The 22,535-nt window shown below is 69.9% G+C and carries 18 protein-coding genes; 8 read left to right on the forward strand and 10 right to left on the reverse strand.

The features are described 5' to 3' along the window. Positions 1 to 11 precede the first annotated feature (11 nt). Positions 12 to 704, forward strand: a complete 693-nt coding sequence (locus tag J8N05_RS23755) for a PH domain-containing protein (RefSeq protein WP_210885734.1) — start codon at positions 12 to 14, stop codon at positions 702 to 704. Positions 705 to 782: 78 nt separating this feature from the next. On the opposite strand, the gene J8N05_RS23760 is transcribed toward J8N05_RS23755, so the two are convergent. Continuing rightward, complete coding sequence (locus J8N05_RS23760) at positions 783 to 1,280, reverse strand: PaaI family thioesterase (protein ID WP_210885736.1); 498 nt, start codon at positions 1,278 to 1,280, stop codon at positions 783 to 785. Positions 1,281 to 1,381: 101 nt separating this feature from the next. Between J8N05_RS23760 and J8N05_RS23765 the strand changes: the two genes are divergently transcribed. After that, positions 1,382 to 1,855 carry a winged helix-turn-helix transcriptional regulator gene (locus J8N05_RS23765; RefSeq protein ID WP_210885737.1) on the forward strand — a complete coding sequence of 158 codons (474 nt, stop codon included), beginning with the start codon at positions 1,382 to 1,384 and terminating at the stop codon, positions 1,853 to 1,855. 64 nt (positions 1,856 to 1,919) lie between these two features. Here J8N05_RS23765 and J8N05_RS23770 read toward each other — a convergent pair whose 3' ends face one another. The 6 genes from J8N05_RS23770 to J8N05_RS23795 form a co-directional block, all read right to left on the reverse strand. Continuing rightward, positions 1,920 to 2,528, reverse strand: a complete 609-nt coding sequence (locus J8N05_RS23770; RefSeq protein WP_210885739.1) for a GOLPH3/VPS74 family protein — start codon at positions 2,526 to 2,528, stop codon at positions 1,920 to 1,922. Between the two features lie 108 nt (positions 2,529 to 2,636). Then, the gene (locus J8N05_RS23775) at positions 2,637 to 3,854 is read right to left on the reverse strand and encodes a glycosyltransferase (protein WP_210885742.1); all 1,218 of its coding nucleotides are present in this window, start codon (positions 3,852 to 3,854) and stop codon (positions 2,637 to 2,639) included. Between the two features lie 97 nt (positions 3,855 to 3,951). Continuing rightward, positions 3,952 to 4,752, reverse strand: a complete 801-nt coding sequence (locus tag J8N05_RS23780) for an MBL fold metallo-hydrolase (protein ID WP_210885746.1) — start codon at positions 4,750 to 4,752, stop codon at positions 3,952 to 3,954. Beyond that, on the reverse strand, positions 4,749 to 6,341 hold the full coding sequence (locus tag J8N05_RS23785; protein ID WP_210885748.1) for a zinc-binding dehydrogenase: 1,593 nt from the start codon (positions 6,339 to 6,341) through the stop codon (positions 4,749 to 4,751). The genes J8N05_RS23780 and J8N05_RS23785 overlap by 4 nt, the downstream gene beginning before the upstream one ends. A gap of 28 nt (positions 6,342 to 6,369) precedes the next feature. Next, complete coding sequence (locus J8N05_RS23790) at positions 6,370 to 6,930, reverse strand: ester cyclase (RefSeq protein ID WP_210885752.1); 561 nt, start codon at positions 6,928 to 6,930, stop codon at positions 6,370 to 6,372. An 11-nt stretch (positions 6,931 to 6,941) separates the two neighbouring features. After that, on the reverse strand, positions 6,942 to 8,048 hold the full coding sequence (locus J8N05_RS23795) for an MBL fold metallo-hydrolase (RefSeq protein ID WP_210885755.1): 1,107 nt from the start codon (positions 8,046 to 8,048) through the stop codon (positions 6,942 to 6,944). A gap of 97 nt (positions 8,049 to 8,145) precedes the next feature. Between J8N05_RS23795 and J8N05_RS23800 the strand changes: the two genes are divergently transcribed. After that, a complete protein-coding gene (locus J8N05_RS23800; RefSeq protein ID WP_247706432.1) occupies positions 8,146 to 8,859 on the forward strand; it encodes a TetR/AcrR family transcriptional regulator in 714 nt (237 codons plus the stop codon). Positions 8,860 to 8,883: 24 nt separating this feature from the next. Here J8N05_RS23800 and J8N05_RS23805 read toward each other — a convergent pair whose 3' ends face one another. From J8N05_RS23805 to J8N05_RS23815, 3 genes are all read right to left on the reverse strand, one after another. Beyond that, complete coding sequence (locus J8N05_RS23805) at positions 8,884 to 9,567, reverse strand: response regulator (protein WP_210885761.1); 684 nt, start codon at positions 9,565 to 9,567, stop codon at positions 8,884 to 8,886. Continuing rightward, a complete protein-coding gene (locus J8N05_RS23810) occupies positions 9,564 to 10,760 on the reverse strand; it encodes a sensor histidine kinase (RefSeq protein ID WP_210890336.1) in 1,197 nt (398 codons plus the stop codon). Before J8N05_RS23810 ends, J8N05_RS23805 begins: the two co-directional genes overlap by 4 nt. Positions 10,761 to 11,007: 247 nt before the next feature. After that, on the reverse strand, positions 11,008 to 13,299 hold the full coding sequence (locus J8N05_RS23815; protein WP_210885763.1) for an MMPL family transporter: 2,292 nt from the start codon (positions 13,297 to 13,299) through the stop codon (positions 11,008 to 11,010). Between the two features lie 429 nt (positions 13,300 to 13,728). Here J8N05_RS23815 and J8N05_RS23820 point away from each other — a divergent pair, with 429 nt between their 5' ends. The 5 genes from J8N05_RS23820 to J8N05_RS23840 all read left to right on the forward strand — a co-directional run bounded on the left by J8N05_RS23820 (position 13,729) and on the right by J8N05_RS23840 (position 22,364). Then, positions 13,729 to 14,493, forward strand: a complete 765-nt coding sequence (locus J8N05_RS23820) for a serine/threonine protein kinase (protein WP_383938032.1) — start codon at positions 13,729 to 13,731, stop codon at positions 14,491 to 14,493. Between the two features lie 19 nt (positions 14,494 to 14,512). Next, on the forward strand, positions 14,513 to 16,060 hold the full coding sequence (locus tag J8N05_RS23825) for a serine/threonine-protein kinase (RefSeq protein ID WP_210885765.1): 1,548 nt from the start codon (positions 14,513 to 14,515) through the stop codon (positions 16,058 to 16,060). Between the two features lie 110 nt (positions 16,061 to 16,170). Next, a complete protein-coding gene (locus tag J8N05_RS23830; RefSeq protein WP_247706435.1) occupies positions 16,171 to 17,535 on the forward strand; it encodes a serine hydrolase family protein in 1,365 nt (454 codons plus the stop codon). Between the two features lie 222 nt (positions 17,536 to 17,757). Further along, positions 17,758 to 20,775 carry a family 16 glycoside hydrolase gene (locus tag J8N05_RS23835; RefSeq protein WP_210885767.1) on the forward strand — a complete coding sequence of 1,006 codons (3,018 nt, stop codon included), beginning with the start codon at positions 17,758 to 17,760 and terminating at the stop codon, positions 20,773 to 20,775. Positions 20,776 to 20,945: 170 nt separating this feature from the next. Then, a complete protein-coding gene (locus J8N05_RS23840; RefSeq protein WP_210885769.1) occupies positions 20,946 to 22,364 on the forward strand; it encodes an erythromycin esterase family protein in 1,419 nt (472 codons plus the stop codon). The last annotated feature ends 171 nt before the right edge of the window (positions 22,365 to 22,535 follow it).

The following is a 22,535-nucleotide window of genomic DNA, read 5'->3' on the forward strand; positions in this document are numbered from 1 at the left end:
GCGAGTACAGGATGAGACAGTCCCGCAAGAACGCGTTCCTCTGGGTGATCGCCATCGGCACACTCACCCTGGCACTGCCCCTGTGGAGCGCCGACGACCTGCCCGACTCGGTCCGGTACCCCATCCTCCTGGCATGGGTGGCGCTCATGGGGTGGCTCTTCTACGCCACCCTGCGCTGCCGGACCGCCGCGGACATCAAGGCGATCCACGTACGCGGCATGGCCACGCGCCGCCGCCTGGCGTGGGAGGACATCCAGGACATCAGGGCGGAGCTCAATCCGGCCTCGGCGGTGCAGAGCGGCGCGGCCAACGTCCTGGTGCACGCCTACGGCCGGGACGGCAGCAAGGTCCTGCTGCCGTTCGTCGACGACCTTCATGTGAACGTCGAACGCGAACTGGAACTGCTGGTCGGCGCCTGGGAGGAACTGCGCGGCGACGACTGGGCCCTCGATCCGCAGGCCGCCTTCCTCATCGACCGGCGCGACGACCGGCAGGCGGCCTTCATGATGGGGTTCGCCGCCGTGATGCTGGCGTTCATCCCGCTGACCGTACTGATGCTGCTGCCCCTCTTCGTCGACCTGCCGGAGTGGCTGGCGTCGGTCCTGACACCGTTTTTGGTCATGGGGGTGGGGGCGCCCTTGATCTTCGTACTCACCGCGACGGCCTCGTACCGCAGCCGTCGGAGCAGCAGCAACAGCGGCTGAGGGAGTCGGCGCACGCGGTCGCCCTGCCCGCCGGGGCCGGCGGTGGCTCCACCGGGCACCGCCTGCCGGCCCCCGCGATCAGTCGGCCGTCGGTAGGGGAAAGAGCAGGCAGCTGCTGGTGGCGTGGGCGAGCAGGCGGTCGGTGGAGTCGAAGAGTTCCGCCTGTGCGAGGGCGGTACGGCGGCCACTGTTCAGGACGGTGCCGACGGCGCGGACCTTGCCCGTGTCCACGGTGACGGGACGCAGGAACTTCAGGGAGAGGTCGAGCGAGGTGTACGCCATGCCCTGGGGCAGCACCGACTGGACGGCGCAGCCGGCCGCCGAGTCGAGCAGCGTGGCGTAGACACCGCCGTGGACGCTGCCGATCGGGTTGTAGTGCTCCTCGCCCGGCTCCAGGACGAAGACGGCCCGGCCCGGCTCGACCTCCTCCAGGGCGAAACCCAGGGCGGCGGAGATGGGCGGGGCGGGCAGGCGTCCGGCGACGATGTCGCGCAGGAAGTCCAGGCCGGTGGCCTTTCCCACGGCGCCCGCCGAGACGGCCGGATCCTCCCAGGTGAACGTACGCGTTCTGTCCATGACCCCTTCTCCACCCGTCATTTCCCCAGCTGACTATGTTTACCGAAGCTAGCTAGCTAGCACTCTGGCTGTCAATGGTGAAGCTGGCCTAGGGTCGTCCCATGGAGTGGGTCGAGGTCAGCACCGAGAACTGCACGGTCCAGCGAACGCTGGACGTGATCGGCGAGAAATGGTCGCTTCTCGTGCTCCGGGACGCCATGAACGGAGTCCGGCGCTTCGACGACTTCCGGCGGCACATCGGCCTCTCGGACGCGGTGCTCGCCGACCGGCTGCGCAAGCTGGTCGGAGCGGGAATCCTGGACACCGTTCCCTACCAGGAGTCCGGCCGGCGCACCCGGCACGAGTACCGGCTCACGAAGAAGGGCTGGGACCTGTGGCCCGTGATGCTCGCCCTCAAAGGCTGGGGAGACCGGTACACCGCCGACGCCGACGGGCCACCGCTCGACGTCTTCCACGCGGACTGCGGCGAACCCGTACACACGGTCGTCACCTGTGCCCACAGCCACGGTCCGCTACGCCCCCAGGAGGCGCGCACCCGTCCGGGGCCCGCCGCCCGGCCCACCGGCACGCGGTAGACGACCGGTCGCGCACTCGCCGTACGGGACCGGACCAGCGATGCCTGTTCCTGTCACTCCTTCGTCACTGGCCGCGCCAGATGTTGTCGAAGGCCGCGTTCTCGATGCTCCGCCGCTGCCGTACGGCCTCCAGCTCCCGCACGGCGTCGTTGACCGCGGCCAGTACGGTCACCACCCTGTCGTCGACGAGGGTCGCGGCGTCCTCGGCCGGCTCCTCGTGGACGCCCACGGCCGCCGCGAGGAACGCGAGAACGGGCTCGCCGGACGTCCAGCGGTCGGCCGCCCGGCGACGGGCCGGTGAGTCGGTCAGCGTCGTCGTGTCGCTCCGGAACGGGATCCACTGGTGGCGCGAGCGAGTGGTTCCCCCTTCCTCGCCCAGGGCGTCGAGATAGGCGGAGGACAGTCCGCGGCCCCGGCGCCACAGCCAGTCCTCGACGGTCTCGTACGGCGCCTCGCGGGTGAGCGCCGAGGCGGCCTCGTCCAACAACCGGTCCCCCAGGGCTCCCTGCGGGTCGGCGGGCACGATGCGGTCGTCGTCCAGGGTGAGGGCCCGGGCCTCGCCGAGATCGATCAGCTCGGCCCCCGCGAGGGCCAGCGACAGGTCCCCCTGCCCGACAGGGGCGCTGGACGCCACGTCCATGGTGATGATCAACAAATCGCGCGGTGTGGTCATGACGAGCTCCATGTCAGAGGCATCTGCGTCGGAGGTACCGGTGTCAGAGACCTCGGTCCCGACGCCCTCACTCTAGGCTCCCGCCGGCCGGGAGGCGTGGGCCGTCGATCAGTCCCTGCCGGCCAGCAGAAGCCTGGCGGCCACCGCCGCCCCGTCGGTGCGGACCGCACCGGCCACGGCGATGGCCCGTTCACGTGTCCCGGGGGCCAGGGCCGTCGCGAGCGCGGCCGACAGGGAGCCGACGGTCGGAACAGGACCGTCGTGGGCCGCGCCGATGCCCAACTCGGCCACACGAGCGGCGAAGTACGGCTGGTCTCCGGCCTGGGGCACCACCACCTGAGGTGCGCCGGACCAGGTGGCCGTCGTGGTCGTACCCGCGCCACCGTGATGGACGACGGCGGCCGCCCGGCCGAACAGGGCCTGATGGTTGGCCTCACCGACGACGAAGCAGTCGTCCTGGCCGTCGACCGGAGCCAGACCGGCCCAGCCGTGGGAGACGATCACGCGGCGGCCCTGCGCACGGACCGCCTCCACGGTCACCCGCGCGACCTCCACCGGATCGCCCATGGGAACGCTGCCGAAACCCACGTACACCGGTGGTGTGCCGGCATCCAGGAAGTCCAACAGCTCTGCGGGCAGCGGGCGTTCGTCCGGTACGAGCCAGGCGCCGGTCTGCACCACCTCCAGATCCGACGGCTGCCGCCACGGGGCCAGGACCGGGTCGGAGGCCAGCCACGGGCGGTCGGTGAAGACATGGTCGCGGACGTTGTCCACCGATGCCAGGCCGATCGACGCCCGGTGGGTGTTGATCACCTCGCCGAACACGGTCTGCGCGTCACGGGCGTCCTGGTCCCACAGCGCCTGGTTGTCGGTCACGTCCGCCGACAGTGGCTTCCCGGGCCGGGGAATCGGCCGGTGATGGGGCGACGGCAGGCTCACCGGCTGGTAGCTCGCGTACACATACCGGATGCCCAGTTTCTCGGCGGCCGACTTCACACCCGCCACGGCCGGTACGAGGCCGGTCGCCACCAGCGCATCGGCGCCCGCGCCCGCCGCCATGACGTTCTCGTGGAAAGCGGCGACCAATTCGGCCGCGCGCTTGGGGACTCCCCCGGCCGTCGGCGGTGTCCTGCCGGTCACCAGGCGGCGCACCGACTGCCCGGTCGGCACCATCTCCACGCCGACCCCGGCCAGCCGCTCCGCGAACTCCTCGTCGGGCGGGGCGCACACCCGCACCTCCGCCCCGAGCCCCCGCAGTTCCACGGCGAGCGCCACCAGCGGTTCGACCCCGCCGCGCGAATCGTAGGCCGCCAACACGACACGCATTCAGTACCCCCGCCTCGACGACGTCTTCAGCCCCTGATGACTCACGAGTGCGATGCCGCACCTGTGTGGAACTATCGCATCGCCGAGCAGGGATGCGTCACGTGCTCGCGCCCCCGCTGCGGGCGCGAGCGGCTTCGAACAGGGCGGGATCGTGGGCGCAGACCACTGCCAGGTGGTCCTCGCCCTCTTCGCGGAGTTCGGCGAGACGGGCCTGATTGGCTCTCAGGGCCTTGATGTCATGGGCGACGAGACGTTCCTGGAGCCGGAGGGCGGCCGGGACTCGGGTCGTGCCGTCGAGTGTGCCCGGGTGGTAGAACGCGTCTCCGCAGTGCAGGACCCAGTGGTCGCCGGCGTCGACCGCGACGGCGGCGTGTCCTCTGGTGTGGCCGGGCATCGGCACCAGCACAATGCCGTCGTCGATCCCGGTGAGCTGCTCGGCGGCGGCGAACCCCCGCCACTGTTCTCCGGTCGGGTCGTGCCGGACCAGTTTCGGGTGGTGGGCCAGTTGCGCGCGCCGGTATCTGCTCTTCTCCAGTGGTGTCGCCGGTGACAGGGCTCCGTGTGCCTCCGCCGCCGTGACGTGGACCTGTGCGTCCGGGAAGTCGGCGAGTCCCCCGATGTGGTCCAGGTCGAAGTGGGTCACCACGATGTGGGTGACGTCCTCCGCCCGGAAGCCGAGCCGACCGATCTGGTGCAGCGCGGTCTCGTGGGGGTCGAGGGCGGGGCGGATGATGTGGCGCAGACCGCCGATGCGGCGGGCCGGTTCGGCGATGTCCCGGGTGCCGAAGCCGGAGTCGACGAGGACCAGTCCCCTGCCGGTCTCGACCGCCAGGACATGGCAGACGAGTGGGGCGCCGGGCAGTCGCATCGTCCCGCAGTTCAGGTGGTGGACCTTCATCCGAGGGCCTCCATCAACTCGGCCATGGCCGAGGGTCCGCCGTCGATGAGGGCGGCGTCGACGCGCTGGACCGGATGACTGCCGTCCCAATGGGCGGCGGCCGCCCTGATCAGGTCGAAGACGAGCTTCTTGCTGCCGCCGACGTCGGAGATCTCGATCACCGTGCCGGGGTGGTGTCCGGTCTCCAGGTAGGCGAAGCGTCCGTCGTCGCCGATCCGCCCCTCCTGCCCGACGGTGAAGCCGGCGGCGAGCGCACGGTCGTACAGGTCCTGGTAGTTCTCGCTCCAGTACGCGACATGCTGGACGCCCTCGTGCCCGGCGTCCAGGAAGTCGCGGTACATCGACGGGGCGTCGTCGACGGGGGTGATGAGTTCGAGCTGGATGTCACCGCTGTTGGCGAGCGCGACGTCCATGACCATGTCGGAGGGCTGCCCCCGGTAGGTGAAGTCCGCGGGCCGTACGTTCCTGAGGTGGAACCAGGGGCCGATCCCGCAGGCGACGAAGTCACGCATGGACGCCTCGATGTCCCGTACGACGTAACCGATCTGGGCGATGCCGCCGAACATGTTCGCCGTGGCGGTGGGTGCGGGTGCGGGGCCGGTGTGGGCGTCGGCGAAGGACAGCACGACCTTGCCCGTGGCGCCGTCGGCGCGGAGCAGGTCGGCTGCGTCCTTCGCGCGGTCGGCGGGGAAGACCGTGTCGAGGCGCGGAGTGATCCTGCCATCCGCGACCGCGGGCAGCACCTCCTCCTGCAACGCGGCCACGACGTCGCCGAGTTCGGACCGGGTACGGACGCTGAACGTGGTGCCGATCAGCTTCTGGCGCCGGAACGCGAGGGTGTCCAGGTCGATGCCGGTGCTCGCGCCCGCCAGGCGTCCGATGCTGACGATCGTGCCGCCGACGGCGGTCGCGGACGCGAGCGTCGTGAACAGGTCTCCGCCGACGTGGTCGAGGGTGAGGTCGGCGCCCTTCCCCCCGGTGGCGGCGAGGACGGCGTCCGCGAGGGACTCGGTGCGGGTGTCGACCGCGATGTCGGCGCCCGCCTCCAGGAGGACGGCGGTCTTGTCCTTGCTGGTGGTGGTCGCGACGACCGTGCCCGCCCCGAGGGCCTTCGCGAGCTGGATGCCGACCAGGCCGACCGAGCTGGTGCCGCCGACGACGAGTACCGAGTGCCCGGGCTCGAACCCGGCCTGGGTGACGAGCGCATCATGCTCGGTGATGAGGCCGACGGGCAGCGTCGCCGCCTCCTCGAAGCCGAGGCCGTCGGGTATGGGGACGAGCATGCGCGGGTGGCACAGGGCGTAGTCGGCGAACGCGCCCGCCGTGATGCCCATGACGCGGGTGCCCACGGGGAGTTGGGGTGCGAGCAGACTGCTGGTCTCGACGACGCCCGCGATCTCCATACCCGCGGTGAACGGGCCCTCGCCCTGGGAGTTGGCGGTGTACGTGCCGTCGAGGGCGTACAGGTCGGCACGGTTCAGTCCGGCGGCCATCACCTGTACGCGGATCGCGCCCAGTTGCTCGGGAAGTTCGATCCGCTCGACGGTCCAGTCCTGTCCCCTGCCGCCGATGAGCGCGCGCATGGTCATGGTCGAACCTCCTGCGTTCGGGAGCGGATCACTTGACGAAGTCGGGCGGGGTGGTCTCGGTGAGCCGCGGATCCGGTGCGCCGCCCGCCATGGACAGGGCTCCCCTGACGATGCGGACCAGTTTGAGCAGGCCGCTCGGTTTGCGCTTGTCGACGCCCGCCACCAGCTGCTTCAGGATGGTCAACTGGTCGAAGTAGATCCGCTCGGTGACGAGGTTCTCGTCCTCGTCGAAGACGAAGAACGCGTTCATGCGCGTACGGTGTTCGCCGCCGGTGGGCGGGATCTTGCCGAGGGGTCCGAGGTGGGTGCCCAGCAGCCAGAACTCGACGATGACGGCGTCGACACTGTGCCGGAACGCGATGATCTCGTGCCGCTGATCGGGGAAGGCGACACGTGTGTCGTCGTAGTAGGCGCGCACGTCCGCGTCGCCGTCGTGCACTCTCATCTGCGCGACGAGTTCGTAGTGCGGGTGCGGGAACGTGGACAGGGTGGCGTCCCAGTCCTGGGCCACCTCGTCGCGGAAGTGGTCGAGGACGAGTGTCTCCCGGGCGCGGAGCACGGACTCGTCGGGCAGCACGAAGCGGTTCATGGTCGGGCTCACTATCGGGTGTGGGTGAGGGCGTGGTGGCTGAACGTCGGTTTCGTGCCGGGGTTCGTCCAGGCACCTGTCAGCTCGCTGGACGGGAAGAACTGCAGGAAACGCGGGTCCTTCTGACTCGGATCGGCGAGGGTCTTCTCCAGGACGACCGAGTTGTACTGGTCGGCCGTGGTCTCGATGGTGTTGGCGTTGAGGACGGCCTCGTACTCCCACTCGCGGCTCCACCTGGCGAGCCCCGGCAGCTTCGAGTGCTCCGGTGTCAGGCATTCGGCCGCGATGACGTTCTCGCTGCTGACCCAGATGCCGGTGGAGGTGTTGACGACCAGGCTCTGGTTGCCGAACACATGGCCCGGTGTCTTCACCACGGCGACACCGGGGCCGAGGACCACCGAGCCCTCGATCGGGAGGAACGCCTCGGGCGGTACGTCACGGTAGGCGGCGGGCTGGTACCAGGGCTTCTGCAGCGGATGCAGTTCGGCCATGCCCGCGAGTTCGTCGCGCTGCACGACGACCTTGGCGTTCGGGAAGGCCGCCTCCGGCCGGCCGCCGAGATCCTCCTGGTGCGCCGTCGTGCCCACCCAGCGCCGGAGATCCTGCGTGTGGAGGTGGTCGAACAACAGGTAGTCGACGTCCTGCGGTGCGATGCCCAGCGTGGCGAGATGCTCCAGGACCGTGGCGTACCGGGTCAGCATCAGACGGGCGACGGGGGCGGGTGTCCGCCGGCTGAGCCGGTCGAAGTACGGGCTGTACTGGCCGAGTTCGACGTCACTGGGCTCGAACAGCAGCACCCTGGCCCGGCCGTCGGTCTCGTGCCAGCGGATGACGAGCATGCGGTTGGTGATCGACAGGAACGGCGCGACGGCCCGCGAGGCACGGAAGAGGCCGAACCGCGTCGGGTAGGGCAGCGTGACCAGATCGCAGGTGGTGATGGTGTCGGGCGTACCCGTCGTCGCGAACTCGCGCTTGAACGTGGCCCCTTCGGCGCGGACCGCGGCCAGCCGAGCGCCCGGGCCGCCCGGTATGCGGCTCGGATCGGTGAGCGAGTCGACCGGGGTGCCGACGCCCGGCAGGTCGACCACGTTCGCCGTGTTCCACGGAAAGGAGTGCATGCCGGTCTCCATCGGTTTAATTCCACGTCGTGGGTATTACGCATCACGGTTATAGTCCACACCGTGGGTTTCCGCAAGGATGAGGCATGATGAAGAGGTGACGAATCGGACGGCGCCCGCCGACAAGCAGCCCGGAACCCCGCCCCGGCGCGGCCGACCACGTAAAGGTGCCGGAACGCTGACCAGGGACGCCGTCATCGGGGCCGCGATCTCCGTCATCGACGAGGAGGGCGTCGAGGGGGTCAGTATGCGAACCGTGGCCCGGCGTCTGGGAGTCGACGCGAAGAGTCTCTACAACTACGTCGACGGCAAGGACCACCTCCTCGACGCCGTCGCCGAACACATCCTGGTCGGGATGGCGCTCCCGGAGCCGACGGGGTCGCTCGACGCGGATCTGCGCGCCATCGGCAGGACGTTCCGCGCCGCCACCCTCGCGCATCCCCGCGCCGGAACCCTCGTCCTGACCCGGCAGCTCTCGTCCTCGGCCGGCCTGCGGCCCGTCGCCAAGGTGCTGTCGGTACTGCGCGCCGCCGGGTGCGGTCCCGACGAGGCGGTGCACCTGCTCAGGACCCTGCTGGCCTCGGTCATCGGGACACTGCTGCGGGAGGTCGCGGCGGGTCCTACCTTCGGGGTGGTCGGACCCGAGGCCGCGGCGGCACGGCAGCGCGACCTGGAGGCCTCGGGCCTGCCGGTGCTCGTCGAAGCGGCTCCGCACCTGGCGCGGTTCCGTCACGACGAGGAGTTCGAGTACGCGCTCGACCTGATCGTCACCGCCGTCACGAGGAAGGTCGGCGACGGCGGCCGGCCATGACCGTCCCCGCCCTGGCCCCGTACGTCACGCGTGCGGCTGCGAAGGCGGTTTCACCAGGCCGCTCTGGTAGGCGATGACGACGAGCTGTGCGCGGTCGTGGGCATGGAGTTTGGTCATGGCCCGCTGGATGTGGCTGCGTACGGTCAGCGGGCTCAGGACGAGTTGATCGGCGATCTCCGCGTTGGACCTGCCGTGCGCGGCCAGGGCCATGACCTCGCGCTCCCGTTCGGTCAGGGCCTTGAGGATGTCGGGCAGGGAGGGGAGGGCGTCGTTCCGCGGGGCGGCCAGGAAGCGGATGATGAGCGAGCGTGTGGCGCCGGGCGAGAGCAGTGCCTCCCCTGCCGCCACGGTGCGGATGCCGGACAGCAGGACCTCGGGGCTGACTCCCTTGCCGAGGAAACCGCTGGCACCGGCGCGCAGCGCCTTGGCGACGTTCTCGTCGTTCTCGAAGGTGGTGAGGACGAGGACGCGGGTCGCCGACAGTTCCGGCCGGGCGCAGATGGCGGCGGTGGCGGACACTCCGTCCAGATTCGGCATGCGGATGTCCATGAGGAGGACGTCGGGGCGGTGGGTCTCCGCGAGGTCGACGGCCTCCTGTCCGTCGGCGGCCTCCGCCACGACGGTCATGTCGGGGACCGATTCGATGAGGATGCGGAAGGTCGCGCGGAGCAGGGCCTGGTCGTCGGCGAGCAGTACACGAATGGTCATGGGGAGGGACTTTCTGACGTGCCGGCGAGCGGAATGGCACAGCTGACCTCGAAACCGCCCCGCGGGCGCGGCCCGGCGAGGAAGGTGCCCCCCGCCGCCGTGGCGCGCTCGCGCATACCGAGCAGGCCGAAACCGTGGCCGCTGCCGGGCGGCGGCGATCCGGGTCGGTCGGGCGCCGCGTCGTTGGTGACGGTCAGGGTCAGCCGGTGCGGGGTGTAGACGAGCCGGACCCGGGCGGCGTGGGTCGCGGCGTGTTTGGTGACGTTGGTGAGCGCCTCCTGGATGATCCGATAGCAGGTCAGGTCCACGCCGGGGGCCAGTGGACGGGCCGGGCCCTCGATCGTGACGGTGACCTCCAGACCGGCCGCGGCACACGCTTCGACCAGTTGGGGCAGTTGTCCCAGTCCCGGTGCGGGAGCCAGGTCGTCGCCGTCGTCGGTGTCCTGGCGCAGCAGGCCCACGGCCGCCTTGAGTTCGTCGAGCGCCGCGGCGGTGGTCCCCGCCAGCTGGTCGAGGATCTGGAAGGCCTGCTCGGGGTGGGTGCGGGAGAGATGGGCCGCGGTGCCCGCCTGGGCGCTGGCCAGGGTCAGATGGTGGGCCACCACGTCGTGCAGTTCCCTGGCGATGCGCATACGTTCCTGGACCACCCGGTGCCGTGCCTCCTCCTCGCGCTCGTGGGCGATGTGCTCGGCACGGGCCACCGCGTAGTCGCGGCGCAGTCGGATGTAGCCGCCGAAGGCCGCCGACAGCAGGACCCAGGCCGCCGGGTTGACGACGGCGAGAAGCAGTGAGTCGTGGATCGAGGTGAAGAGCAGACCCGTGACGACCATGCAGGCGGCGCCGGTCAGTGCGCTGCGCCAGCTGATCGTGCGGCGGACGCGGACACTCGTCGCGTACTGCGCGACCAGCAGCGGTCCCATCAGCAGGGGTGTCAGCAGGTAGCCGAGCGCTCCTTGGCCCACGGTGCACACGAGGGTGGCGGCGAGGGTCTTCAGGGGATGGCTCCGGCGCCACGGCAGCACACCGCAGGCCACGGCGGACAGGACGACGCCGGGCCACACGCGCGGCGGCTCGGTCGCGACCGTCCGGGTGAGCACGACGCCGGAGACGGTGAAGACGAGGAGCAAGGTCAGCGTCACGGCCTCGACGGCTCCGGGACGGGTCGTGGTCAGGCGCTGCCAGCTTGTGCTCATCATGCTCCGAGTCGGGTCCGAGGACAGACATGATCACAGGTCGACGGCCGCGGCGCCGCTTCACACGGCACCGCGGCCTGGGGTGAGTACTCACCTCCTGGACGGACGGCTCACGTCGGACGGGAAGAGCCGCTCACGTCGGAGACGACCGTCCGCGTGAGACACCTGCCGCGCATCAGACACGAGCCGCGCGTCAGACACGAGCCGCGCGTCAGACACGAGCCGCGCGTCAGACACGAGCCGCGCGTCAGACACGAGCCGGTCGCCTCGGCGCCGGGGACTCGCCGGCCACGGACCCGCCCCCGTCGACGGTCCGCGTTCCGAGTCCGCTGCCCTCGACGTCGACATGGGGCAGCACCCGGTCCAGCCGGCGCGGTATCCACCAGGCCTTGTCGCCGAGCAGGGCCAGTACCGCCGGGACGAACGCCATCCGCACGACGAACGCGTCGAACAGGACGGCCACCGCGAGACCGAAACCGATGGTCTTGATCATCGACTCCTCCGCGCCGACGAATCCGGAGAACACCGCGATCATGATGGCCGCCGCCGCGGCGACCACCCGGGCGCTGTGCCGGAACCCGGTGACCACCGCCTGGGGCGCCCGGTCCCCATGGACGTACGCCTCCCGCATACGGGCCACGAGGAACACCTCGTAGTCCATCGCCAGGCCGAAGACGATGCCCACCAGGAAGATCGGCATCAGGCTCATGATCGGGCCGGGCTGCTCCACGCCCAGCAGGTCCGCGCCCCAGCCCCACTGGAAGACCGCGACGACCGCGCCGAGGGAGGCGAGCACCGACAGCAGGAACCCGAAGGCCGCCTTGACCGGCACGAGCAGGGAACGGAAGACCACCAGGAGCAGCAGGAGGGCCAGGCCGACGATGACGGCGAGGTAGGGCAGCAGCGCGTCCTGGAGGGCCTGCGCCACGTCGATGTTCATCGCGGTGCTGCCGGTGACCTCGAAGGTCGCCCCCGTCGCGCTCTCCAGACCCGCGCGCTCGGCACGGATGCTCTGGACGAGGTCCTTCGTCTTTTCGTCGTTGGGTCCCGTGGACGGCACCGCCGAGAAGAGCGCGGCGTCACCCGCCTCGTTGAACCGCGGCGAGGAGACGGACACGACGCCGTCCGTGCTGCCGATCCTCTCGGCGATCTCCTTCACGGCCTGCCGGGCGTCGGCCGGGTCCTTGACATCGGCGACGTCCGCCACGACGGTCAGGGGCCCGTTGAATCCCGCGCCGAAGCCCTCGGCGAGTGCGTCGTAGGCGCGCCGTTCCGTCGACGCGGTCGACTTGGACTCGGCTCCCGGCATGCCCATCTCCAGCTCGGTGGCGGGCAGCGCCAGGACGCCCAACCCCGCGACACACAGCACGAGTACGGTCACCGGGCGGCGCAGCACGAACCGCGCCCACCGGGACCCGCCGTTCTCCGTCGCGCCCGCGGCACGGCCTCCTACCGCACGCCCGTCCGCCGCACGCCCGTCGGTGGCGCGGCCACGCTTGCGGTTGCGGCTCCCCTTGCGGCTGCGGCGGGAGAGCACCGCGTCGGGCCACATGCCGAGCAGGGCCGGCACCAGCGTGAGGGCGATCAGTACGGCGACGACCACGGCGCCCGCGGCGCACAGGCCCATCTTGGTCAGCATGGGTACGCCGATCACCGAGAGACCGGCCAGCGCGATCACGACGGTCAGCCCGGCGAAGACGACCGCCGAGCCCGCCGTCCCGACGGCGATGCCGACGGCCTCGTACGGGTCGCGGCCGGCCGCGCGTTCCTCCCGATAGCGGGAGACCACGAAGAGGGCGTAGTCGATGCCGACCGCGAGCCCGAGCATCGAGGCGAGCGTCCCCGAGGTCATGGAGAGTCCCAGGGCGCTGCCCAGCGCCATGATGGCGGCCATGCTGACACCGACTCCGACGACGGCCGTCAGCAGAGGCAGACCGGCCGCGGCGAGCGACCCGAACGTGATCAGCAGCACGACGGCCGCCAACGCGATCCCGATCACCTCGGAGGAGCCCCCGGCCGCGGGCTGGACGGTGAGCGCGCTGCCTCCGGCCTCGACCGTGAGACCGGAGGCCCTGGCCTCGTCGATGGCCCGTTCCAGCGCGGCCCTGTCGTCGTCCGTGAGCTCGGAGTCCGAGACCTGGAAGTTCACCGTCGCGTAGGCGGTGGAGCCGTCCTTGCTCACCGCGCCCGCCGTGAAGGGGTCCACGGCGCCGGAGACCCGGGGTTCGTCCACGGCCCGCTCCACCAGCGTGGTGATGGCCTCGCGCTCGTCGGCCGCGGTCACCTTGCCGCCGTCCGGTGCGATGAACACGATCTGCGCGGTGGCCCCGTCGGCCGACGAGCCGGGGAAGCGCTCACCGATCAGGTCGAACGCCTTCTGGGCCTCGATGCCGGGCATGAAGGAGGTGGTGTCGTCGGAGGCAGCGGGGGCCATGACGGCACCGGCCCCGGCGCCGCCGACGATCGCCACCCACAGCAGGGTCACCAGCCAGCGCCGCCGGAAGGCGGTCCGGCCCAGCCGATAGAGCAAAGTAGCCACGAGTAAGGGGTCTCCAGGTCTGGTTCGAGTAGGTGACCAGCCTGGCGTGACGGGGTGCGGCAGGGCATCGTGCGACTACGGGCAATGCCCTCTGATGACCAGGCACGAGCGGTCGCGTCCGTCTCCTACTCCAGGAGGAGACGGGACCTACTGCACGAGCACGACCGCGCCCCGCACCCGAAGCCCGGAGGGCGCTTTGCACACATGTGCCGCGGAAAGCGTTTTCCCTCCACCGTGGCTACACGATTCACCCTTCTCAGGTGCCCTTCCGGGGAACTACTGCCGCACGCGCGGCGTCAAACGTATCGGGCTGACCACCCCGGCACTTTGCTTGACGTTTCACCGAGACCTGAGTACGCCGCGCATTCACCCTCCCGCACCGTGCGCCGAATGCCCGTTGAGCCGCTGACCATTTGGGGACCATTCGCAGTGACCACCGTAATCGTGCAGCTTTCCGACGCCGTCGTCCGCCGCTCCGACGACCCCAGGCCCGAGCCGCGTCTGGTGCGGCTGAGCCCGGGCCAGAGCGCCGAGTTCGGGCGGGGTAAGCCCGGAACACCGCTGCCCATCCCCTTGCGCGACCCCGCGGTGTCGCGCTGCGCCGGACAGGTGGCCGCCGTGGAGGACTACTGGCGCCTTTCGAATTACAGCGCCGAGGCCACGTACGTCGTGGAGAACCTCGAAGGCGCGGGAGAACACATCCGTGTCGCACCGGGACGGATTGGTGCACCCGTCCCGTTCGAACTGTCCCGCGTAATTCTGCCATCGGCCGAAAACCCCATGGAATTCAAGGTGTTCGCACCCCAGCACGCGTATACGGAAGCAGGGTGCGACAACGCTGCCGGGGAACCGACCACGAGCCCCTTCTCGCTGAACCCCACGTCCAAGTATTTCCTGGTCCTGCTGGCGCTGTGCGAGCCCCGGCTGCGCTCCCCTTCGAGCGCGGCCGTCCCGGGCGTGGGAGACGTCCTCGAACGGCTGCGAGGACTGCCGGGTTGCCAAGATCTGACCCGGTCCGCGCTCAATTACCACATCGACTATCTCGCCGACACGAAGCTGCGGCTGCGGGAGGGCCCGGGCGGTTCGTACGGCGAGCCGGGAGGCAAGCGCGAACGGCTGGTCAGCCTCGCGCTGCGGTTCAATCTGGTCCGTGAAGAGCATTTGGCCCTGCTCCCCCCAGCCGTCAGACGCTGAACCGAAAGGCTCCCCCAGGATGAACAGCTCGCACCCCACTCCCCCGCTCGACCCCGCGCCCGGATACCGCATCTCGGACTGGGAGATCACCGGCCTGATCGGCTCGGGCAGCTGGGGCAGTGTGTATGCAGCCGAGAAGGTCGTCGACGGTGCCGCGGGCGGCTCGGCCGTCGCCGTCAAGCTCCTGCGCACCGACCTGCTGACCCCGGGACAGCGTGCGTCGATGGAGGAACTGGCTCGCAAGGAAGCTCGGTTCAGTACGGAGGCGGACCACCCCCATCTCGTACGCACCCACGCGGTCGTGACCCTGAGGGATCCCGAGCGGCCCGAACTGGACGGCATGACGGCACTGGTGATGGACCGTGCGGAGCGCAGCCTCCAGGATGTCCTGGCGGCCGGCGGGACCGGGCGCCCGCTGCCGGAGGCCGAGCGCATCCTCAGCGGGGTGGCTTCCGGACTGGCACACATGCACACGCACGGCTGGATCCACGCGGACCTCAAGCCCGCGAACATCCTCCTCGGTCCCGAACGGGCCGTGTGGCTGGCGGACTTCGGGCTCACCGTCGAACTGGAGGGCACGCACGCGTACGTTCCGCCGCTGGGGTCGCTCGACCACGTGCCCCCGGAGTGGTGGTCGGAGCGCACCGGCGTCCACGGCACGACCGTGCGCAAGACGGCGGACATCTGGGCGTTCGGGGTGCTGGCGCACCAGGTGCTGACGGGTGGCCTGCATCCGTTCCCTGGCGGGACGGCGCGGGCTCGTTCGCTGGCCGCCCAGGCCTACGCCAACGGTTCGGCCCCGCTGCGCCTGGACGACTCCCTCGGACCGGAGTGGCGCAAGCTGATCGTGGAGTGCCTGGCTCCCGATCACGCCTCCAGGGCGGCCCTGGACGCGGGTGAACTGTCCCGCCGGGTGGGGGCGTTGCACGCCGAGCGCCTTCCCCGGCCCGTGTACAGACGTCCGGCGGTCCTGCTCGCCGCCGGTCTCACCGCCTGCGCCGCCGTCGCCGGCACCTTAGTGGCCTTCGTGCCCTCCGACGGCAAGGACGCCCCGGAGAAGTCGAAGTCCTCGGCGACCGCGACCGCGCTCTCCGACACCGCGCTGCCCGGGGCCATCCCCGCCGACTCCGATGTGCCCGTCTCGCTGCGGCGGATCATCACCGACGCCGCGAAGCGGTGCACCGACGAGGAGGTCACCCCCGCTCTGCTGGCCGCGATGCTCAAGGCCGAGAGCGGTTTCGACCCGAAGGCGTCCCGGCCCGCCACCGGTGAGCACGGCATCGCCATGTGGACGCCCGCGGTCTTCAAGGCATGGGCGGTGGACGGGGACCGCGACGGGGACAAGGACTACATGTCGCCCGCCGACGCCATCGGCACGATGTCCGTGTTCACCTGCTGGCTCGACCAGCGCTTCAAGCAGAACGATCTGCGGGAGAACCTGCCGGGTCTGATCGCGGCCGGTTACCGCACGAGCGACCGGACCGTCATCGAGGCCGGTGGCGTACCCAAGGACGTGCAGCCCTACGTGGACGAGGTCCTCGCCAACCTCAAGGAGTACACGGCCTGACACATCGGGCCCGGGGCCGCCCCTGACATGCGTCAGGAGCGGTCCCGGCCGTCCCCCGCATAGCGTCGGCGGATCATTCCGACACCGTACGCAACAGGGGGCATCTGATCATGCGGCACTTCTCATCCCTCCGCAGCGGGCCGGGAGCGGCCGCCCGCAGCGGGCCGAAGGCGGCGCGGCGGGCCCTGCTCCCGGTGGGCGCCCTGCTGCTCGCTCTGGCGGCAGCGGGCACCAGCGCGTCCGCCGCTCCGGCCGCACCGGGTGGCGCGACGGCCGAGGACGGAGGCACGGTCTCCCCCGCGACCGCCCAGGTCGAGGTCCCGGCCGATGTCACCGCCGGTGTCGCGGTCTACGACCGGCAGACCGGTACCTTCACCGAGCAGCTGAACACGAGCACGCAGTTCCGCTCGGCATCCGTCGTCAAGCTGCTGCTGGTGCTCGACTTCTTCCGGAACCGCGGTCCGAACTACACGATCCCGGCCGCCGACCGCGCCCTGCTGGAACCGATGCTCCGCAGCAGCGACGACGACGCGGCGGACCACTACTGGGAGGTCAACGGCGGCGCGGCGATCATCGAGCGCATGAAGCAGGACCTCGCCCTGAACGACACGGCCGGTCCGCCCGCGGGGTACGAGGGCTACTGGGGTTACACGGCCGTCTCGGCCCGGGACACGGTCAAGATCTACCGCTACATCCTGGAGCAGGCCGCGGCGCCCGTACGGGAGTTCATCATGTCCAACCTGCGGCAGTCGACGCGCTGCGCCTCGGACTCCTTCGACCAGCACTTCGGCATTCCCGGCGCCTTCGAGAAGCCCTGGGCCGTCAAGCAGGGCTGGTCGGGCGAGTACGAGAAGGGCACCTGCGGTCCGGACGGCGCGAGGAACGCGACCGCGGCGTCGAAGTCCGCGGGCCGGGATGCCGCAGGAGCGAAGTCGGCGGACGCGAAGCCCAAGGGCACGAAGTCCAAGAGTACGAAGTCCGCGGGTGCCGAGCCCAAGGGTGCGAAGTCCGCGGATGCCGAGCCCAAGGGCACGAAGTCCGCGGAGTCGGTGAACCTGTCCCGGCCCGCCCTGCACACCACCGGCACGGTCGGCTCGGGCGACCGGACCATCGTCGCCGTCCTCACCCTGCACCCGCTCGGCACCACCTACGGCCAGGCCTACACCGACATCGGCAGGCTGACCCGCAGTCTCGACGTGCCCGGCGCGACCAGGCCGGCCGGAAAGTGGTACGGCACCTGGGGTGAGCGGGTCGCCGTCCGGACGGCGACCACCACCGGGTCGGACTCCAAGACCCGGCTGCCCGCCGGCGTGGAGGTCCTGATCAGCTGCCAGAAGCAGGGCGAGACCGTCTCCGTACCGCCGTACACCAACAACTGGTGGGCGTATCTGCCCCAGTACGGCGGCTACATGTCCAACATCTACGTCAGCGCTCCGGACAACAAGCTGCCCGACGTGCCGGTCTGCGCCTCCTGACGTCCACCGGGCCCCGGACAGCACCTCGTGACCGGCCCCGTGGGGGCACCGCGCAACCGCGGTACCCCCACGGCTCGTTCGGCCGGCAGGACTTTGAACACTCACAGTACAAAGTATGGACATGCCAAGTGAAAGCCCCGTAGGTTGGCGGCGCACCGCAGCCACGTCAGAGAAGACCGGAACGCAATCCGGCACGGTCCGGTCCCGCTTCATGGAGGACCGTTGTCCCACCATCAGTTCCTGCGTGCCCGAAGACTTCTCACCTCCCTACTGACCGGGGCCGTTCTGACCGGCGGCCTCCTCGCCGCACCGGGGTCCTCGGCCGCCACGCCCGCCGCCGCGGCCATTCCGCCCCAGGAGCCCGGGGTCACCCTGCGCGTGTTCGACGTGCAGACACCGCTGAGCAAGCTGTGCACCCTCAAGCCCGGCCAGACCCCCAACCACGACGCGCTCAAGTCGACGGTGGACTGGTCCACGACCGATGACTTCGGCGGCTTCTCCGACCGGTTCGTCTCGGAGGTGACCGGCTATCTGGTCGTGCCGAGCGACGGCACCTACGGTCTGCGCCTGACCAGCGACGACGGCTCCCGGCTGAGCATCGACGGCGCCACCGTCATCGACCACGACGGACTCCACGGCGCGGAGCCCAAGGACACCTCCGTCCAGCTCACGGCGGGCTCGCACCCCCTGCGCATCGAGCACTTCGAGCGGGACGGCGGGCAGGAGCTGCGCCTCGCCTGGAAGCCGCCGGGCGCGAGCGACTTCACGACCGTGCCGCGCGAATCGCTGAGCACGGACGCCGGAGTCGTACGGGTCACAGCCCCCGGGCGCAAGGAGTGCGAGGCGAGCGGCGACACCCCCGGCGACGGCCTCCCGCTCACCGACGTACGCCCCGACCTGGACCTCACCGATCTGCGTCCCGACGGCTTCGAACCGCAGGTCACCGGGATGGACTGGCTGCCCGACGGACGGCTGGCGATCAGTACCTGGGGCGGCTCCGACAACGTTGCCGGGGAGGTGTACCTGCTCGACAACGTGACCGGCGAGACCAGCAAGGACAAGGTCACCGTCAAGAAGGTGGCGAGCGGGCTGCGGGAGCCCATGGGCATCAAGTACGTGGACGGCTCGCTGTACGTCTCGCAGAAACACGAACTGACCCGGCTCGTCGACAAGAACCGCGACGACGTGGCCGACGAGTACCGCACCGTCGCGACGTGGCCGTACGGCAAGAACTTCCACGAGTTCGCCTTCGGACTCCTGTACCGCGACGGCTACTTCTACGTGAACCTCTCCGTCTCCATCAACCTCGGCGGCGCGACCACCGTTCCGCAGCCGGCGCCGGGCCGCGGGACCACGTACAAGGTCAGCAAGAAGAGCGGGAAGATCAGTCCGATCGCGGGCGGTCTGCGGACGCCGAACGGGATCGGCTGGGGGCCGGAGGGCGAGATCTTCGCCACGGACAACCAGGGCGGCTGGCTGCCCTCGTCGAAGCTCGTGCACGTCAAGCAGGGCCGCTTCTTCAACCACTACACCGAGCCGTCCGGTGCCTTCGACGCGGCCACTCCGACCGCGCCGGTGCTGTGGCTGCCGCAGAACGAGATAGCCAACTCGCCCTCGACACCCCTGTATGTGAAGAAGGGGCAGTTCAAGGGTCAGATGCTGATCGGCGACGTGACCTACGGCGGTCTGCAGCGCGCGTACCTGGAGAAGGTCAAGGGCCAGTACCAGGGCGCCGTGTTCCGCTACACGCAGGGCCTCGAAGCCGGTGTGAACCGCCTCAGCTACGGTCCCGACGGCTCGATCTACGCCGGTGGTCTGGGCGCGGACGGCAACTGGGGCCAGGAGGGCAAGCTCAAGTTCGGTCTGCAGAAGCTCACGCCCAACGGCGGCAACACCTTCGACATCAAGACGATGCGTGCCGTACCGGGCGGCTTCGACCTGACCTACACCCAGCCGGTGTCGGAGAAGACCGCCGAGGAACTGGCGAAGCACTACAAGGCCGAGCAGTGGCGGTACACCCCGACCAGCGACTACGGCGGTCCGAAGATCGCCGAAGAGGTGCTTCCCGTGCGGTCGGCCGAGCTGTCCGGGGACAAGCGCACCGTGAAGCTGCGGCTGGACGATCTGAAGCCCGGCCGGGTCGTGCACCTGCGCTCCCCGCGCCCCTTCACCTCCGAGTCCGGTGAGTCGCTGTGGAACACCGAGGCCTGGTACACGCTCAACGCCATGCCCGGCAAGCAGCCGCCCGCCGCCACCACGTACGAGGCCGAGGAGGCCCGGCTCACGGGCGTGGCCGGCGTCGCCACGGACCACGTCGGCTACTCCGGCAGCGGGTTCGTCGCGCGGTACAACACGGAGGGCAAGGTCGGCACGACCTTCGACGTACAGGTCAAGAAGTCGGGCACGTACGACGTCAACCTGCGCTACTCCAACGGCCCGAACCCGTTCGAGGGGACCAAGTCGCTCTCCCTGTACGCCAACGGGAAGAAACTGCGGCAGGTGAAGCTCGCCTCCACCAGCAACTGGGACACCTGGTCCACGCAGACCGAACAGGTGAAGCTGCGCAAGGGCGACAACACCATCTCCTACCGTTACGAGGCCGGGGACACCGGCCATGTCAACCTCGACCTGATCACCGTCCGGCCCAAGGGTGCGCCCCTCACCCTCTTCGACGGGACCGCGGCCTCACAGTCGCAGTGGCAGCACACGGACGGCCGACGGCTTCAGTGGCCGCTCGCCGACGAGGGGTCCATGGAGGTGTGCTGCGGTGACATCCGGACCGTCGACGCCTACCAGGACTTCAAGCTGCACGCCGAGTTCCGGGTCCCGCTGCTGCCCGACGACGTCACCGGGCAGAACCGAGGGAACAGCGGGATCTTCATCCAGGACCGCTATGAGCTGCAGATCCTCGACTCCTACGGTGACACCACCCTGGACACCAACGAGGCCGGAGCCATCTATCTGAAGAAGGCGCCGGACGTCAACGCGGCCAAGGCGCCCGAGACCTGGCAGACGTACGACATCGTCTTCCGTGCCGCCCGCTACGACGACAGCGGCAAGAAGACGGCGGACGCCCGGCTGACCGTGGTGTGGAACGGTCAGAAGGTGCACGACGACATCACCCTCGACAGCCCCACCGCCTCGGGGCGTGCCGAGACGCCGTCGACGGGGCCGATCCGGCTGCAGGACCACGGGAACAAGGTCAGGTTCCGCAACATCACACTGGAGCCGCTCTCATGACCCGAAGCGATGTGCGGTGAGGTGAAGTGATCTGAGGCCGGGCCCGGTTGACACCGGGCCCGGCTCTCGTACGTGGGGTCTGCCGGGGGTCGGCGGTAGTGCCTGCGGTACCCCGGGCCGGGCAGCGTATGGGTTCGTGACGGCCCCTGTCCGCGCGGGAATCTAGGGGCATGACGCGAAGCAAGGCAGTAATCATTCCCTCGGTCCTCCTCTCCCTCGGCGCCATGGCGGTCGCCACCCCCGCCCTCGCGGACGCGGTGAAGGGCTCACCGGACCCGGCTCCGGTCTCTGCGGCGGCCACCACGACCACGTCCCGGGGCGTGGCTTCCGGGCAGAGCCTGGAGAGTGTGGTCGACGCCATCGAACGCAGTGCCCGCACCCTGAAGAGCACGCGTCCCGAGGGCGGTCTGCGGGACCTCGACGCGCTGGGCCGCATGGTCGGCGACGCCGACGTGGTGGGCCTGGGCGAAGCCACCCACGGTTCGCAGGACTTCTTCCAGATGAAGCACCGGGTCTTCCGCTACCTGGTCGAGAAGAAGGGCTTCCGCACCTTCTCCCTGGAGCTGGCCTGGAGCAGCGGCGTACGGGTCAACGAGTATGTGCTGTACGGCAAGGGCGAGTTGAAGGACATAGCACGCGAGGAGTTCCAGGGCGCGTACCGGATCTGGAACAACCAGGACTACATCGACCTCATCGAGTGGATGCGTGACTACAACCGCAGCCACCCGAAGGACCCGGTGCGGTTCATGGGCAACGACATGGGCTACGCGGGGCCGGAGTCTTACGAGCGGGTGACGGACTACGTGGGCCGCGAACACCCCCAACTGCTTGAGCGCGTCACGGAGTTGTACCGCGGGCTGGCTCCGACCACCGACGCGGGCACCTACAGCGACCAGTATCTGCAACTGCCGCTCGCCGAGCGTGCGGAGCGGTCCGAGCGGACCCGGAAGGTGTACGAGCTGCTGCGGGACCAGCGGCCGGCGCGCGGCGACCGGCAGGCGCACCTGTGGGCCGTGCAGCACGCCAGGGCCATTCACCAGATGGCCAAGGGCTACTCGCTCGACGTCACCGACGAGGCCGAGGTCACGAAGATGATGCGAATGCGCGACGAGGTGATGGCCGAGAACGTGGCGTGGTGGCACAAGCACACCGGCGACAAGGTCCTGCTGTCGGCGCACAACACCCATGTGTCCTACGACTCGTTCGACGAGCGATACCCCAAGACCCAAGGGGCCTTCCTGCACGATGTGTTGGGCAAGGACTACGTCAGCATCGGCTTCAGCTTCCACCAGGGCGCGTTCGCGGCGTTCGGCGCCGACGACAACGTGATGCGGACCTACCGGGTGGGCGCGGCTCCGGCGGGCTCCAACGAGGACACCCTGGACAAGGTCCGCCAGGAGGACTACATCCTCGACATGCGTACGGCTCCCAACGCCGCCCGTGCCTGGCTGGCGAAGCCGCGTGTCACGTACAACATCGGCGCGGGGTGGCCCGACCCGATGACGTACAAGATCGGCCTCGGGAAGGCGCACGACATCCTCATCCATCTGAACGAGGTCGAGGCCACCGAGTATCTGGGCACTCCCTGACCCCTCGGATCGTCCGGGTCCCCCACCACGCTCGCTAGTGTCGCCAGAAACTGGCTGTGTATCTTCGTCGCACCCCTTGTAGGCCCAGAAGTGTCGACAGTAACGTTCAGTCGAACCTCGCCTGCAGGCCTTCTCCATGGGTTCGCCCGCCGACCGCCACCTGCGCCGTGC

It is taken from the genome of Streptomyces liliiviolaceus (assembly GCF_018070025.1).
Classification (GTDB): Bacteria; Actinomycetota; Actinomycetes; order Streptomycetales; family Streptomycetaceae; genus Streptomyces; species Streptomyces liliiviolaceus.